The organism is Nitrospirota bacterium (assembly GCA_016214385.1).
Taxonomy (GTDB): domain Bacteria; phylum Nitrospirota; class Thermodesulfovibrionia; order UBA6902; family JACROP01; genus JACROP01.
In genome coordinates, this window is sequence record JACROP010000164.1 from 1 (window position 1) to 15,198 (window position 15,198).

The 15,198-nt window shown below is 42.8% G+C and carries 16 protein-coding genes; 2 read left to right on the top strand and 14 right to left on the bottom strand.

Annotation, left to right across the window (positions count from 1 at the left end; translation table 11 throughout):
* Nucleotides 1–222 precede the first annotated feature (222 nt).
* The 5 genes from HZC12_10110 to leuC are packed head-to-tail and all read right to left on the bottom strand — an operon-like array spanning nucleotide 223 to nucleotide 4,650.
* Entirely contained in the window at nucleotides 223–2,091 is a 1,869-nt protein-coding gene (locus tag HZC12_10110) for a site-specific DNA-methyltransferase (GenBank protein ID MBI5027058.1), read from the bottom strand.
* A complete protein-coding gene (gene leuD, locus HZC12_10115) occupies nucleotides 2,084–2,584 on the bottom strand; it encodes a 3-isopropylmalate dehydratase small subunit (protein ID MBI5027059.1) in 501 nt (166 codons plus the stop codon). Before leuD ends, HZC12_10110 begins: the two co-directional genes overlap by 8 nt.
* 3 nt (nucleotides 2,585–2,587) lie before the next feature.
* Entirely contained in the window at nucleotides 2,588–3,064 is a 477-nt protein-coding gene (locus HZC12_10120) for a hypothetical protein (GenBank protein MBI5027060.1), read from the bottom strand.
* 36 nt (nucleotides 3,065–3,100) lie between these two features.
* The gene (locus tag HZC12_10125; protein MBI5027061.1) at nucleotides 3,101–3,370 is read right to left on the bottom strand and encodes a hypothetical protein; all 270 of its coding nucleotides are present in this window, start codon (nucleotides 3,368–3,370) and stop codon (nucleotides 3,101–3,103) included.
* Between the two features lie 23 nt (nucleotides 3,371–3,393).
* A complete protein-coding gene (gene leuC, locus HZC12_10130; protein MBI5027062.1) occupies nucleotides 3,394–4,650 on the bottom strand; it encodes a 3-isopropylmalate dehydratase large subunit in 1,257 nt (418 codons plus the stop codon).
* 170 nt (nucleotides 4,651–4,820) lie between these two features.
* Here leuC and HZC12_10135 point away from each other — a divergent pair, with 170 nt between their 5' ends.
* Nucleotides 4,821–5,549 (top strand): DUF429 domain-containing protein, encoded by a 729-nt coding sequence (locus HZC12_10135; GenBank protein ID MBI5027063.1) that lies wholly within the window; start codon nucleotides 4,821–4,823, stop codon nucleotides 5,547–5,549.
* Here HZC12_10135 and HZC12_10140 read toward each other — a convergent pair.
* The 9 genes from HZC12_10140 to HZC12_10180 all read right to left on the bottom strand — a co-directional run bounded on the left by HZC12_10140 (nucleotide 5,536) and on the right by HZC12_10180 (nucleotide 14,468).
* The gene (locus HZC12_10140) at nucleotides 5,536–7,044 is read right to left on the bottom strand and encodes a 2-isopropylmalate synthase (GenBank protein ID MBI5027064.1); all 1,509 of its coding nucleotides are present in this window, start codon (nucleotides 7,042–7,044) and stop codon (nucleotides 5,536–5,538) included. The two genes, HZC12_10135 and HZC12_10140, sit on opposite strands and share 14 nt — an antisense overlap.
* The gene (gene pssA, locus HZC12_10145; GenBank protein ID MBI5027065.1) at nucleotides 7,044–7,769 is read right to left on the bottom strand and encodes a CDP-diacylglycerol--serine O-phosphatidyltransferase; all 726 of its coding nucleotides are present in this window, start codon (nucleotides 7,767–7,769) and stop codon (nucleotides 7,044–7,046) included. Before pssA ends, HZC12_10140 begins: the two co-directional genes overlap by 1 nt.
* A gap of 25 nt (nucleotides 7,770–7,794) precedes the next feature.
* Nucleotides 7,795–8,439 carry a phosphatidylserine decarboxylase family protein gene (locus HZC12_10150; GenBank protein ID MBI5027066.1) on the bottom strand — a complete coding sequence of 215 codons (645 nt, stop codon included), beginning with the start codon at nucleotides 8,437–8,439 and terminating at the stop codon, nucleotides 7,795–7,797.
* Entirely contained in the window at nucleotides 8,436–9,452 is a 1,017-nt protein-coding gene (gene ilvC, locus HZC12_10155; protein ID MBI5027067.1) for a ketol-acid reductoisomerase, read from the bottom strand. The genes HZC12_10150 and ilvC overlap by 4 nt, the downstream gene beginning before the upstream one ends.
* Nucleotides 9,453–9,609: 157 nt before the next feature.
* Nucleotides 9,610–10,209: a hypothetical protein gene (locus HZC12_10160; protein ID MBI5027068.1), complete on the bottom strand. Its 600-nt coding sequence runs from the start codon at nucleotides 10,207–10,209 to the stop codon at nucleotides 9,610–9,612.
* A gap of 6 nt (nucleotides 10,210–10,215) precedes the next feature.
* Nucleotides 10,216–10,707 (bottom strand): acetolactate synthase small subunit, encoded by a 492-nt coding sequence (gene ilvN, locus HZC12_10165; protein ID MBI5027069.1) that lies wholly within the window; start codon nucleotides 10,705–10,707, stop codon nucleotides 10,216–10,218.
* A complete protein-coding gene (gene ilvB, locus HZC12_10170) occupies nucleotides 10,704–12,446 on the bottom strand; it encodes a biosynthetic-type acetolactate synthase large subunit (GenBank protein MBI5027070.1) in 1,743 nt (580 codons plus the stop codon). Before ilvB ends, ilvN begins: the two co-directional genes overlap by 4 nt.
* 44 nt (nucleotides 12,447–12,490) lie before the next feature.
* Nucleotides 12,491–14,161, bottom strand: a complete 1,671-nt coding sequence (gene ilvD, locus HZC12_10175) for a dihydroxy-acid dehydratase (GenBank protein MBI5027071.1) — start codon at nucleotides 14,159–14,161, stop codon at nucleotides 12,491–12,493.
* 76 nt (nucleotides 14,162–14,237) lie between these two features.
* Nucleotides 14,238–14,468 carry a DUF465 domain-containing protein gene (locus tag HZC12_10180; GenBank protein MBI5027072.1) on the bottom strand — a complete coding sequence of 77 codons (231 nt, stop codon included), beginning with the start codon at nucleotides 14,466–14,468 and terminating at the stop codon, nucleotides 14,238–14,240.
* 314 nt (nucleotides 14,469–14,782) lie between these two features.
* Between HZC12_10180 and HZC12_10185 the strand changes: the two genes are divergently transcribed.
* The gene (locus HZC12_10185; GenBank protein MBI5027073.1) at nucleotides 14,783–14,992 is read left to right on the top strand and encodes a hypothetical protein; all 210 of its coding nucleotides are present in this window, start codon (nucleotides 14,783–14,785) and stop codon (nucleotides 14,990–14,992) included.
* The last annotated feature ends 206 nt before the right edge of the window (nucleotides 14,993–15,198 follow it).

The following is a 15,198-nucleotide window of genomic DNA, read 5'->3' on the forward strand; positions in this document are numbered from 1 at the left end:
AGACTGGCTATTTGGCGGTATATGGAAGCTACAAGGAAAGTCGAATACTTTTGGATTCCAGTCGAAGCGAAGTCTTAATGTTTTAATAAAGATTGGTCTACCAGAGATGTTCTGGATTAAGAAATAACCGTTTGCTTGTTCCCCCGAAGAAAAAGTTCCTTTATTCCAAGAACAATTTAGTATCCATAATGGTATAGGCGATTTAGTTGCATTTACAAACATCTACCTCACCTCCAACTCCCCAATCCAGGTGCTTTCTCCGCCCTGATCATCCTGAACACGACAGGCGATTTTCTTTTTGCCTGCTTTTTCAAACTTAAAGGGAACGGCAAGTACCGGCTCTTTGTTTTTCCCTCTTATGAAGGAAAAGCCTGGAGTTGAACTAAAACGGCTTCTGTAATCAAAGTCCCACTGGACATTGATTATCTTTCCTTCAGGGTTGAGGCTGAGTGATTCAGCCACATCAAACTGATAGGTAAGCGGTGCAAGACGTTTTATGCCGACCCTTATCTCCGGCGGTTGAACAAAAGTTAAGAGGTTATCATAATCTGGGTGTTTTTCCGCCACATGCCTTCTGAATTCAGGCGATTCTATATTCACCATCTCAAGCCTTACGAAATCAAGCCTGACATTCTCCCTTGCAGCAAGCTTTTCGGCTGCCTGTTTTGCAAGTCTTGAGAAGTTCCATGCAAGCATAATTCCGTGATTTCTCTTTCTCTCTGTCAGGATTGCCTTTGCAAATTCAACAACCTCGTCTTTATCAAGCTTTGATTTATAATCAGGACTTCCCACATAGATAGGCACTCCGCCCTTAATGCCGTGAATGTATTTGCTTCCGGTGTTGTCCACCCTTCCATTATACGCCTTTATCACAAACTCCCTGAACTGTTCAGGCTTTAGGCTCCCAAGCCCCGGCACTTCATAAATACCCCAGTGTTCAATTATAAAGTCAGGCACAGGGAAAAGCTTTCCGATTTTCTCTTCCACGAGCCTTGTAATTCTATCTGCTGTGATAGCAACTGCAATCCTTGATTGATCAGAACCGATCCATCGACGGTTAAGCCTCTGTGCAACTACTAAGGTTGTCCCTCCGCCGCAGAAAAAGTCAGCAACAACATCACCTTCATTAGAAGATGCTTTTATAATACGTTCAAGTAAAATTTCTGGCTTTTGGGTCGGATAACCTATTCTTTCTTTTCCTATTGGTCCAATCTGCGGAATTTCCCAAACATCACTCAACTTAACACCTTCCTCATCCATATATACTTTATATGGTTCAATATTACGACCTCTTTTCCAATAAAATCGTCGACCTTCCTCATCAACTTCCCATTTATGATACTTTAGTGTGGTTTCTTGATAACTTTCTTTCAATTGATTAAAAATATAATCATTAGTTTTTGTATATCTTAGAATTATATTGTGCATTTTTTGAAAATCATTGGTAGTTCCTGTATATCTTTTGTAACACCATACAATTTCATTCCGAAAATTATCACTACCAAAAATTTTATCCATTTCTACTTTTATATAGTGTGAAGCGTGCCAGTCAAGATGGACATAGATTGACCCTGTAAGTTTTAAAAGCCTTTTCATCTCATAGAGCCTTGCATTAAGCCAGATGAGATAACCAGGCATACCGCCTTCCCATATATCTGTAAAAGAGCGAACTTCGTTTTTGTCGCCAAAAAGAATATTATAATTTCTGCCTGAGAAAAACGGCGGGTCTATGTAGATCAAATCAATGGAGTTTGAGGGTAACTGTCTCATCACATGGAGGTTATCGCCAAAGAAAAGCCTGTTTGCGCCTTTAGGGAATAAATCAGGATGATGTTTTTCAGTATCGAGTGGTAAATCTGAATAGCCAAAAGAAACCCTATCCACTTCCTGAAACGGCAGTGATATCCTCGGATAAACATTCTCAAACTTTGTGATCTTGACTTCAGCAGGCTTTACAACCGTTTCCCATCCAAGAGGCGCCTCATCCACAGGCACACTCCCAAACCTGCGGGGCAGCTTATAGAACTCCTCCTGTTTGGGTATTTCTACTTCAACAGGCTGAAAACCGTAATCATAGACTTTGCTATCCATTTTTTCTGCTTAATTTCTTTTTCGTCCACTCAATCAGCCCGCCTGCAGAAATCAGCTCCTGCATAAATGCCGGGATGGGCTTTGCCTTGTAATCCTTGCCTTTTGTAAGGTTCTTTATCACTCCTCTATTAGCATCAATTTCTATCTCATCCCCTTCTGAAATATCTTCTGATTCAGGAGATTCAAATATCGGAAGCCCTATGTTAAAGGCATTGCGGTAAAAAATCCTTGCAAAACTCTTTGCTATGACCGCCTGAATGCCTGATGCCTTTATTGCAATCGGAGCGTGCTCTCTCGATGAGCCGCATCCAAAGTTCTTGCCTGCTACGATTATATCCCCAGGCTTAACCTTGTTCGGGAAATCCCTATCTGCATCTTCCATCACATGCCTTGCAAGCTCTTTCGGGTCAGAGGTATTTAGATACCGTGCCGGTATAATTGCATCCGTGTTAATATCATTGCCAAATTTCCAGACTTTACCTCTAAGAATCATCTTTTATATCCCTATAGATTGAGGATTAAACAATGGATCTGTAAAATCAATTACGTCTAATTTTTTGCCTTTGCAAAAGGCAATAAAAGGTTTGTCAGCCGTCAATATCGGATATTTTAATTTCTTTGCTGCTAAGAATAAGGAAACATCCGTTGGTCCAAACTCTAAATTCTCAAAACCTATAATTTCAGATTTTTCTATAAATATCTCCTTAAACCTTAATATCATCTCCCTGTAACGAATAAATATTTTTTTAACTCCTTCATTATCCCAGCTTAACCTTTGTTTGGTAAGCCAAAACAATTCGCATAGAACATAAGGGGTTATGAAAATATCATCTGCCCGTGATATCAATCTATCTATACATTTTAATTCATCCTCAGGAGAATTAAACAGAGAAACTTTGCTCACAAGCATACCATTAAACACTCCTACTAAATGAATGATTAATGGAGATGTATCTATTATTATTTTTCTCATAAGATAAAAACTATCGTAAAATCTTCTTGCTCTATTTTACTTTTTTAATTGCGCCTTAGTGGTTTTAATTCCTATTTGAATTTTTGTTACGTTTTTAATATTCCCTTGAGGATCAATAACAACTTTATAATGTGCCCTTTCTGTTTCTGGAGCCATCATAGACTGTAAAAATGAACATTCAATTGTCCATACATTTCCTTTCTTATCAAATAAAACATTTTCTATTCGAAAACCAACAACTGCAAATTGTCCATGAACTTCATAAAAATAATCTCTTACTTTTTTACTAATCTCTTTTGCATCCATTAGCTATTCCCTCCTTATTAAGTTTATTTTACTTCCTCAGGCAACCCAATCCTCCCCAGTACTGCAGACGCAGCGGCTACTGCAGGGTTTGATAGATAAACCTCGCTTTCGGGATGGCCCATCCTGCCCACAAAATTCCTGTTTGTAGTGGCAATGGCCCTTTCTCCTTTTGCAAGTACCCCCATATGGCCCCCAAGACACGGGCCACAGGTAGGTGTTGAGACTGCTGCCTCGGCATCAATAAAAATATCGAGCAGCCCCTCTTTCATAGCTTCCCTGTAAATACGCTGTGTAGCAGGAATCACAATCATTCTCACGTTGGGATTCACCTTCCTGCCCTTTATAACTCCGGCTGCCTCCCTTAAGTCTTCAAGTCTCCCATTGGTGCAGGAGCCTATAACCACCTGGTCTATATAGACTTCGTATAGCTCTGCAGCAGGTCTTACATTGCTCGGCAGATGAGGGCATGCCACAAGGGGCACAATCTTTGAACAATCGTATTCTCTTATCTCTGCATAAGTGGCATTGCCGTCAGATGTATAGAAACTATATCGCCTCTTTGCCCTTCCTTTCACATAAGACTCAGTTATTTTATCAGGCACGATAATTCCACTTTTCCCGCCTGCCTCTATTGCCATATTACACATCGTAAGTCTTCCATACATTGGCAGATTCTTTATTGCCTCACCTTCAAACTCCATTGCCCTGTATAGTGCGCCATCAACGCCAATGTCGCCGATTGTGTGCAGGATTAAATCCTTACCTCCAACCCATTTATTGAGTTTTCCAGAATATATAAACTTCATTGATTCAGGGACCTTGAACCAGCACTCGCCTGTAGCCATAGCAGCAGCCACATCTGTAGAGCCTACTCCGGTAGAAAATGCACCGAGAGCCCCATAGGTGCAGGTATGGCTGTCAGCCCCGATTATTAAATCTCCAGGAACAACAAGCCCCTCCTCAGGCAGTAAGGCGTGCTCTATCCCCATCCTTCCAACTTCAAAATAAAGACCGAGATTATACTGTCTTGCAAAATCCCTGAGCATCTTGCACTGCTCTGCTGCCTTTATGTCCTTTTGCGGCGCGAAGTGGTCAGGTATAAAGACAACCCGGTCTCTATCAAATACATCCTTTGCACCTATTTTTTTGAATTCCTGTATTGCAATAGGGGCGGTGATGTCATTGGCAAGGATGAGGTCAACCTTTGCATTTATTAATTCACCAGGAGAAACCTCTTTTTTCCCTGCGTGTGCTGCAAGTATCTTTTCGGTAATAGTCACCTATCCTCCAGTCTCTATTATCGCGTGTAATTTGCATATTATATATTTGCCAATGAGAATTGACAAGGGAAAGCGGGTTTAAAAGGCTTTTGCTATGGTTGAGATTGCTATCAGCGGGGTATATTTTGTTGGATTGAGAGTGGGCGAAGTGGTAAGATTGAAAACAGAGGATGATCTTTATTGGTGCAGATGGCTGTAAGGCAGGTTGGTTTACTGTCCTACTTACAGAGGGCAATGAGTGGAAGGTAAATGTCTTTCCAGATGTGTCCAGCCTCTGGGATAAGTACAGCAGTGCATTGGTGATACTCCTTGATGTCCCCATTGGCCTGCGAGAAAGAGGCCCTCAGGAGCGGCTGTGCGATATTGAAGCTCGAAAATTACTTGGCCCCAGGCGGGCCTCCAGTGTGTTCCCGGCACCCTGCCGTGCTGCAATTAATGCTGCGACCTATGAGGAGGCCAACAATATTAATAAGCAGATGACAGAGAAAGGACTGTCCATTCAGACCTGGAATATTATCCCCAAGATTCGTGAAGTAAACAAATTTCTTTTAAACAACGAATCTGCCAGATTACGAATCAGGGAAATCCATCCAGAGATATGTTTCTGGGCACTATATGGTCGTCATCCGATGAAACACTCAAAAAAGACAAAAGAAGGGTTCTCTGAGCGGATGCAGGTCTTGCAATCTGTTTATTCTCATACAGACAATATAATAAGCCATGCCTTATCCACTTACAGGCGCAATGAAGTGGCCAGGGACGACATTCTCGATGCGCTATCAGCAACGGTTACCGCAAGCGGCGGGCTAAATAATATCTTCTCCATTCCAGAGGCGCCTGAACTCGATTCAAAAGGGTTACGGATGGAGATAGTATACCGCGCTTCTATCTCTTTCTAACAGCCAGCTTATTCAGCGCATTTATATACGCCTTTGCAGAGGCTACAATTATATCCGTATCTGCTCCATGGCCCCGGACTGTGCGGCCTTCTTGCTCAAGGGAGACAGTCACCTCACCTAAAGCATCAGTGCCGCCTGTGATACTCTTCACCTCGAATTTCAGGAGATTGCTCTTTGTGCCTGTGATGCCTGCTATTGCCTTGTAAGTGGCATCCACAGGGCCATCGCCTACCTCGGTCCGCTCAATAACCTCTTCCCCTATTTTTAATTTGATAGTGGCGGTTGGTTTCTGATTCAGACCGCTTGATACTGAAAGGCCGTCAAGACTATATGCCTCAGGTATCTTTGATATCTCTTCTGAGACGAGGGCCTCGATATCCTCATCAAAGATGTATTTCTTCTGGTCTGCCAGGTGTTTGAATTTTTCAAAAGCACTGTTGAGTTCATCCTCATCCAGCTCAAAACCAAGTTCTTTAAGCCTCGTCCTGAAGGCATGGCGGCCTGAGTGTTTTCCAAGCACAAGTTTGCTCATAGGAATACCCACTGCCTCAGGTCTCATAATCTCATATGTAGAGCGTTCCTTGAGATAGCCGTCCTGGTGTATGCCAGCTTCATGGGCAAAGGCATTGGCTCCGACAATGGCTTTATTGGGCTGGACAACCATGCCTGTTATCTTTGATACAAGCCTGCTTGCCCTGTAGATTTCCTCTGTCACAATTTTCGTATCAGCCCCTAAAAACTTGGGCCTTGTCTTAAGTGCCATGACGATCTCCTCCATGGCTGCATTGCCTGCCCTTTCTCCTATGCCATTTATTGTGCACTCCACCTGACCTGCGCCCTTTAGCACTGCTGCGAGGGAGTTGGCAACTGCAAGGCCGAGGTCATTATGGCAATGCACTGAAATTACTGCCTTATCGATGTTCGGCACCCTATTCATGAGGTATTCTATAAGCTCTCCAAATTCCTGAGGGATTGTGTATCCCACTGTATCAGGGATATTCACAGTCCCTGCACCTGCTTTTATTACTTCTTCTGTTATCTTGCAGAGATAGTCCCAGTCGGAGCGTGTCGCATCCTCGGCTGAAAATTCCACATCATCTGTATATCGCCTTGCCCTTTTAACTGACCTTACAGCCGCATCCAGAACCTCTTGCCTCGACATCTTTAGCTTAAAATTCAAGTGAATATCAGAAGTGGCTATGAAGGTATGGATTCTCTTCTGCGGGGCAGGCCTCAGTGCCTCGGCTGCCCTGTCAATGTCTTCATCTTTTGCCCTGGCAAGCCCTGCAATTGTAACACCCTTTATCTCAGAGGCAATCCTTTTTACAGCATCAAAATCGCCCAGGGAAGCAATTGGAAACCCTGCCTCTATAATATCAACATTGAGCCTTACGAGCTGCTTTGCAACCTGAATCTTCTCCTCTGCATTCATAGAGGCGCCAGGGGACTGTTCTCCGTCCCTCAGGGTTGTATCGAATATCTTTATTATTCTCATCAGCCCACACCTCCAGTGCTCCCTTTCATCTTCCTGTAGTAGAGGAATGCATTTTCACCAATTCCCCAGAGCATATAGCCCATTGAAAGTACAAAGAGCACCACTGATGGGTGCATAAATATAAGAACTAAAATAATAACAATAGCGACCAAAAGATAAAATGGTTTCCTCTCCCTGAAGTCAATCTCCTTTGCCCCATGATATTTCAGTGTGCTGACCATAAGGATTGCCAGTATAAATGTCAGAGCGAGTATAAGGTAATTCTTACCCATCAACCTTCCCCAGTTGTCGATATAAAAAAGAACGAAAGACGCAATAACAGCAGCAGCTCCTGGTATTGGCATTCCTGTAAATGCCTTGCTCTCCGTTGAACCCATCTGGATATTGAACCTCGCAAGTCTTAATGCGCCGCATATAACGAAAAGAAAGGCAGCGCCCCAGCCGACTCTTCCAAAAGGGTATAGTGCCCATGTATAAATAAGGACAGCAGGCGCTATGCCGAATGCAACAAGGTCAGAAAGAGAGTCAAGCTCTATCCCGAACCTTGTTGTACTGTGAGTCAGCCTTGCAATCCAGCCATCAAGGCCATCAAAGATATTTGCAATTAATATGGCCCATGCAGCATAGATATAATTGCCTTTAAAAGCGGCAATGATCGCATAAAAGCCACAAAACATCCCGCACAGTGTTAATGTATTTGGAAGTAAATAAATCCCCTTTCTCATTTCTCAGTTCTCAATTTTTAGTTAATTATTTAATTATTCCTAAAATACTCTCTCCTGCCCTTACCTTATCACCTAATTTTACCTTAATTTCAGTATCTATTGGTAAAAAGACATCGAGCCTTGAGCCAAATTTTATAATCCCGTATCTCTGGCCCTTCTGGAGTATATCGCCTTCTTTGACCCTGCACACTGCCCTTCTCGCAAGAAATCCTGCCACCTGGCGAACCAGTATTTTCCCATGTTTTGTATCAAGGAGCATGGCGATATTCTCATTCTGTAAGGACGCTTCATGCTTGAAGGCGGAGAGAAACTTGCCTGGAGTATGAACTACAGATTCCACAACTCCATCGCATGGTGCCCTGTTGACATGGACATTTAGCGGCGACATAAAGATGCTAATTTCAATAAATTCCCCCCTACCCCCCTTTAGTAAATAGGGGATTTTATCTCCATACACATTTTGTATCAATATGACCTCTCCATCAGCAGGAGATACAAAGATATTGTCTCCTTCAGGTATTTTCCTTTCTGGATCCCTGAAAAAAAATGCCATGAAAACAGCAAGTCCGAGCGGGATTACAATTATCCATGGCCTCGCAAAAAAGGCTGCTATAATCGTAATGAACAGAAATCCAAAGATAAAGGGGTAACCCTCAGGGGCGAATTTCACGCTTTTGTTTTATCCACGAGTTTTTCCTTTTTAAGCCAGGGCATCATCTGCCTCAGCCTTGCCCCGACTTCTTCTATAGGGTGTTGCTCTCCTTTTCTTGTAAGGGCATTAAAGACAGGCTTATTTGCCTTACATTCAAGAATCCATTCTCTCGCAAAAGCTCCTGACTGTATCTCACCGAGAATCTTCTTCATTTCTTTTTTTACTTCAGGTGTAATAACCCTCGGCCCCCTTGTTAAATCACCATACTGGGCAGTATTGCTGATTGAATACCGCATGTTGGAGATCCCACCTTCATAAATCAAATCAACAATGAGTTTGACCTCGTGGAGGCATTCAAAATAAGCCATCTCAGGTGTATAACCGGCCTCAACAAGGGTCTCATAGCCCGCCATTATCAGAGACGTAAGGCCTCCGCAAAGCACCACCTGCTCTCCAAAAAGGTCTGTTTCAGTCTCTTCCCTGAAGGTCGTTTCAATAATTCCAGCCCTGCCTCCTCCAATGGCAGATGCGTAAGCAAGGGCAAGTTCCTTTGTATTTTTAGAGGGATCCTGTTGAACCGCTATAAGACAGGGCACGCCGCTTCCTTTTGTATACTCTGACCTCACAAGATGCCCTGGCCCTTTTGGGGCTGCCATAAATACATTTATATCAGGAGAAGGCACAATCTGTCCATAGTGGATATTAAAGCCATGGGCAAAACCGAGATAGGCGCCTTTTTTAATGACAGGTGCAATCTCGTTTTTGTAAATGTCTGCCTGGTATTCGTCAGGGAGCAGCATCATTATTACATCTGCCTTTTTAGCAGCCTCTGAAGGTGGCATGGTCTTGAAGCCTGCCTTCTCAGCCTTCTCAAGACTTGCGCCCTTTCTTATTCCTATAATAACGTCCATACCGCTTTCCTTGAGGTTATTAGCATGGGCATGGCCCTGACTTCCATAGCCCATTACGCAGATCTTCTTGCCTTTTAAAAGCCCTTTCCTGACATCCTTATCATAGTAGACCTTAACCATTAGCCCCCTCCCTAAAACGTAAAGATTCATGTCTGTTTAACATATTGAATTTATCGCATATTATAGTATAGAAAAGCCTTTTTTTCTACACGCACATGACCTTAATAAATGAGAAGTAAGAGGTGAAATCTTAATTTCCTATTTCCCATTAAAACACCTAAAGAATCACGTAAGCTGCCAGGGCCCTCAATACAAAAATTGACATAATTATAGTCGCTGCCTTTATAAAATCGAGTTCTGTTTTCCATTTAATAAGGGAAATTGTTTGAAAGACAAGCTCAGAAATTAAAATCACAGGCAGAAATCTCGTAAATACAAATTCCCAGAATGGTGTATATATCAGCATGCCTGTGGATTCCTTAATAATCTCTGGCACACGGTCCGAGCCGAGGATATTAACGTCCATTAAAGCAAGTATACCGTGAATAGCGAAATTAACTAAAGGAATAAGCCCTATCAAAGCACCCGCAGAAATACTTATTGTGAGGTTTTTGATTAGATTGTCAGACCGTACAAAGAAAAAAGACAATCCAGGCACTGCTGAAATGATAAAGATAGAAAGCCATACACTCGATATCCAGGCGTATACGTCTACCACATAGTCTACATCTGGACTATGCACAGATGCAAAGATAAAAAAAGTTAAAGCAGAGGAATCAAGGACAATGATAAAGAGTGTTAATAAACCGAAAAGGATTCTCTTAATCGAATATCGCTTTACAGCACTGACCGTATTGCTCTCCTTCGCTCCATTCATAAAACATTATTTTTTCTTAATCCCTTCCCTTGCTATTGCGACTTTTCCTGTGCGGGCAAACTCCTTTATACCAAAAGGTTTCATCAGTTCTACGAATGCTTCTATCTTTTTTTCATCTCCGGTAATCTCAATAGTGTAGGTGGTTGGGCCTGAATCAACAACCCTTCCCCTGAAAATCTCGGCAAGCCTTAAAACCTCTTCCTTATTCTCCCTTTTATCAGGTGCCACCTTTACAAGGATCATTTCTCTCTCAACATGGTCCATGTCCATAAAATCTACAACCTTTACCACATCGATAAGCTTGTTAAGCTGCTTGGTGATTTGCTCAATAATGAGATCATCGCCACTTGTAACAATGGTCATAAGTGATATTTTGGGATCAATGGTCTCACCGACTGAAAGGCTTTCTATATTAAACCCCCTGCCGCTGAAAAGCCCTGAGACCCTTGAAAGAACGCCGAATTTGTTTTCTACAAGAACAGATATCGTATGCCTCATGTTACAATTCTCACTTTTTCCTCTTTTTTCTTTTCTTCTTTCTTTTCGTCACCAAAAATCATCTGGTCGATCGGCGCTCCTGCAGAAACCATTGGAAAGACCTTTTCCTTCCAGTCAACAATAAAATCCATAAATACAGGCCCCTTTGTCTTAATCGCCTCCCTGATGATGCCCTCTACTTCGCCAGGTTTCGTTGCACGGAACCCTTTAGCACCATAAGCCTCTGCTACCTTCACAAAATCAGGTACAACATCGAGATTGCTATAAGAGTATCGCTCTTTAAAAAACAACTCCTGCCACTGTCTCACCATGCCAAGATAGTGGTTGTTAAGGATAGCCACTTTTACAGGCAATTTATTTATTACAGCAGTGGCAAGTTCCTGGATGTTCATCTGTATGCTCCCATCTCCTGCTATATCTATCACAAGCCTATCAGGGAATGCAAGCTGAGCTCCAATGGCTGCCGGAAAACCATAACCCATTGTCCCGAGACCGCCTGAAGAGAGCAGTGTCCTCGGCTTATCATATTTATAAAACTGGGCAGCCCACATCTGGTTCTGTCCGACCTCGGTTGTTATTATGGCATCGCCTTTTGTAATCTCGTATAATTTCTCTACCACAAACTGAGGCTTGATGACATTCTCGTCATATTTATAACTAAGTGGCCTTTCTTTCTTCCATGCATTTATCTGTTTTAACCACGCCTTTCTGACCTGCTCCCACTGCTCTTTTACATCTTCCTTGAGAACCTTTAACATCTCTCTTAATACAAGCTTCACATCTCCTACAATGGGAATATCCACTCTCACATTCTTTCTTATTGAAGTGGGGTCTATATCTATATGAACTATTCTGGCATCTGGAGCAAAGGCATCCACCTTTCCTGTAACACGGTCATCAAACCTGGCTCCAACCGCTATTAGCAGGTCAGACTGTTGAATAGCCATGTTCGCATAATATGTCCCGTGCATGCCAGGCATCCCCATAGAAAGCGGGTGAGTTCCTGGAAAGCTGCCAAGGCCCATAAGAGTCATTGTAACCGGGATGCTGGTAAGCTCAGCCAATTCTTTAAGTTCTTTGTGCCCACCTGAACTAATCACACCTCCACCTGCAAGGATTACAGGTTTTTTTGACTTTGATATCTCAATGGCAGCCTGTTTTATCATCCATTTATTGCCTTCATAAGTCGGATTATAGCTCCGTATCTTTACATGTTCCGGCCAGATAAAATCTCCCTTAGCGACTGTAACATCCTTTGGCAGATCAATTAAGACCGGTCCTGGCCTGCCTGTAGTTGCGATGTGAAAAGCCTCTCTTATAATTCTTGCTAAGTCATTTACGTCCTTTACAAGGTAATTATATTTTGTGCATGGCCTTGTTATACCAACAATATCAGCCTCCTGAAAGGCATCATTGCCTATGAGCATTGTAGGCACCTGGCCTGAAAATACAATAACAGGAACAGAATCCATAAACGCCGTTGCAATGCCGGTTACTGTATTTGTCGCCCCTGGGCCTGATGTAACAAGGGCAACACCCGGTCTTCCGCTTGCCCTTGCATAGCCATCCGCAGCATGCACAGCGCCCTGCTCATGGCGGGTGAGGATAAGCTTCAGGTCTTTATTATCATAGAGGTGGTCAAAAATATTGAGAACCACACCTCCAGGATAGCCAAAAATGTGTTTCACGCCTTCTCTCTTTAAGCATTCAAGTAAAATTTCAGCCCCGGTCATCTTCATCTTGTTCTTTTAACCCCCTTCCACCACAGCAGATTCGCCTCATATTACTTCTTTGTTCTTACTTCTTTCATTACTGCCCCCTGGCCTGCCGAGGTAACAAAGGCGGCGTATCTGGCAAGCCAGCCTTTTTTAATCTTAGGCTCAGGGGCCTTCCATGCTGTTAATCTTTCTTTCACCTCTTTATCGCTAAGAAGGACATCTATCCTCCTGTTAGGAATATCAATCTTAACCCAATCTCCATCCCTCAGTATAGCTATGGGGCCACCTTCCATGGCCTCGGGCGAAATATGGCCTATGCATGGGCCTCTTGTACCTCCTGAGAACCTTCCATCTGTGATAAGGGCTACTGAATCGCTCAACCCCATCCCTGCTATGGCAGATGTAGGGCCAAGCATCTCCCTCATGCCAGGGCCGCCTTTTGGCCCCTCATAGCGGATAACAACAATATCGCCTCCCTTGATCTTCCCGGCGAGGATTGCCTTCATTGCCTCTTCCTCAAAATCGAAAATTCTGGCTTTCCCCTTAAATCTGAGCATGCCTTTGCTCACAGCAGTCTGCTTAACCACAGCCCCTTCAGGTGCAAGATTTCCACGCAAGACTGCAATGCCCCCTTCTTTATGATGAGCCCTTTCAAGTGGCCTGATAACCTCTTCGTCCTCAATCTCAGCGCTATCTGCAATTTCATATATTTTTTCCCCTGAAACTGTCATAACATTGTCAAGCTTATTCTTGAGCCTCTTCATAATTGCCGGTATTCCACCAGCATACTCTAAGTCTTCGAGATAGTGTCTTCCTCCTGGAAGCATATCCGCAATGTGAGGCGTATCTTTACTAATTTTATCAAAGAGGTCAAGAGGCAGTTTAATGCCAGCCTCGTGAGCTATGGCAGGGATATGGAGCACTGTATTTGTAGAGCCTCCAAGGGCCATATCAACTCTAATAGCATTTTCAAATGCCTTCAGTGTCATTATCTTCCCTGGAACAATTCCTTTTTTAACAAGTTCAACTATCCGCTGGCCGCTGTAAAAAGCAAGCCTTCTTTTTTTAGATGACACAGCCAAGGATGTAGCACACCCATTAAGACTCATCCCGAGGGCCTCTGTCACACACGCCATGGTGTTAGCAGTATACATGCCCTGGCAGGAACCAGGCCCTGGACATGCACACATCTCAAGCTCATCGATCTCTGCATCACTTATGAGTCCCTTTTTATACTTTCCTATAGCCTCAAATGTGTCATTCACAAGGGAAAGCCGCCTTCCTTTCATACGGCCTGCAAGCATCGGCCCTGCAGTAACAACAATTGACGGAATATTTACCCTCGCAGCAGCCATCAGCATGCCAGGTGTAATCTTGTCGCAATTGGTAAGAAGCACAAGGCCATCAAACTGATGGGCCTCACTGATAGTCTCAATCATATCAGCTATCAGCTCCCTCGATGGAAGGCTGTAGTGCATCCCCTTATGGCCCATTGCAATCCCATCGCAAATTCCTGGAATGCCAAAGAAAAAGGGATAGCCACCGCCAGTATGTACGCCCTTCTCTATAAATCTTTCCAGGTCCCTCATGCCAATATGGCCGGGTATTATATCTGTGAAACTCGTGGCAACCCCGATAAAGGGCTTATTTATCTCTGTCCTCGGTATGCCTGTTGCGTAAAGCAGTGCCCTGTGCGGCAGTCTTTCCAACCCTTTTTTAATTAAATTGCTCTTCATGACATTTCTAAATTCAAAGAATATAAATCCACCTTATGCCTTATCCAGGCATTAATAAAAAACAAAATAATACGAATTAATTAATTTTGATGAGGTTTTTATACTCCCTGATAAGCTCGGCCATCCTGTCTTTTTTAAAGAGTTTCTGCTTCTGAATCTTCTTCCTTTCAACTTCTTCCTCAGGAGTCAGGTATCTTTTACTGTCAAACGATGCTAAGTCTTTATCAAGCCTCCTGTGTTCCTCATCGAGTTTTCTATATTCCTCGCTTTCCTTTCTCAATACTTCTACAATTTCTGCATCTTTCAAAAACACCACTCCCTTCTTTAAAGATTTTATTTTTAAATAGAAATTATCATATTTATTCCGAAAATACAAGCCCTTGTATAAGTTAAAGACTTTTGCGACATTACTCTCACGCCAGGATAAACAGGCCGCCAGCACGCCCTGCCTTTTAGGCCATATTATCACAAAATACCAGAAGCGTAAAATTTTACTTTACTTATTTCTTCTCAAATGGCTCAGCGCATGTTAATATTTTTGGTCAGAGAGGAAGAAAATACCAACTTGGTATATTAAACGTTATGTGCTAAAATATAAATAAAATCAAGGAGGTGCTCATAATGTTAGCGATACACAAAAAAATAGTTCTCGATGAACAACAGAAACCATTCGCCGTTCAAATACCTATTGAGGAGTTTGAACGATTAGAGGAAGTTATAGAAAACTATGGGTTATCAAAATTGATTGACGAGGTTAGTGACGACGAAAGGCTTTCGGTGGAAGATGCGAAAAAATATTATCAATCATTAAAAACTAATGTGGAAAGTTGAGTATACTAAACGTTTTCTCAAAGAACTGGCTGAGTTACCGAAAGAAATTCAAAGTCAAGCAGAAGGCATCGTTTTTCAGGAATTATTAACTGCCAATCCTTTTTCTCTGATCGCTACAAAGAACATCCCTGGTGTGCGGAGTCCGCTGGATAGATAGGATTCATCACTGTAACAACAACTGAGAGGCTGGCATAGGATAAGGGGAT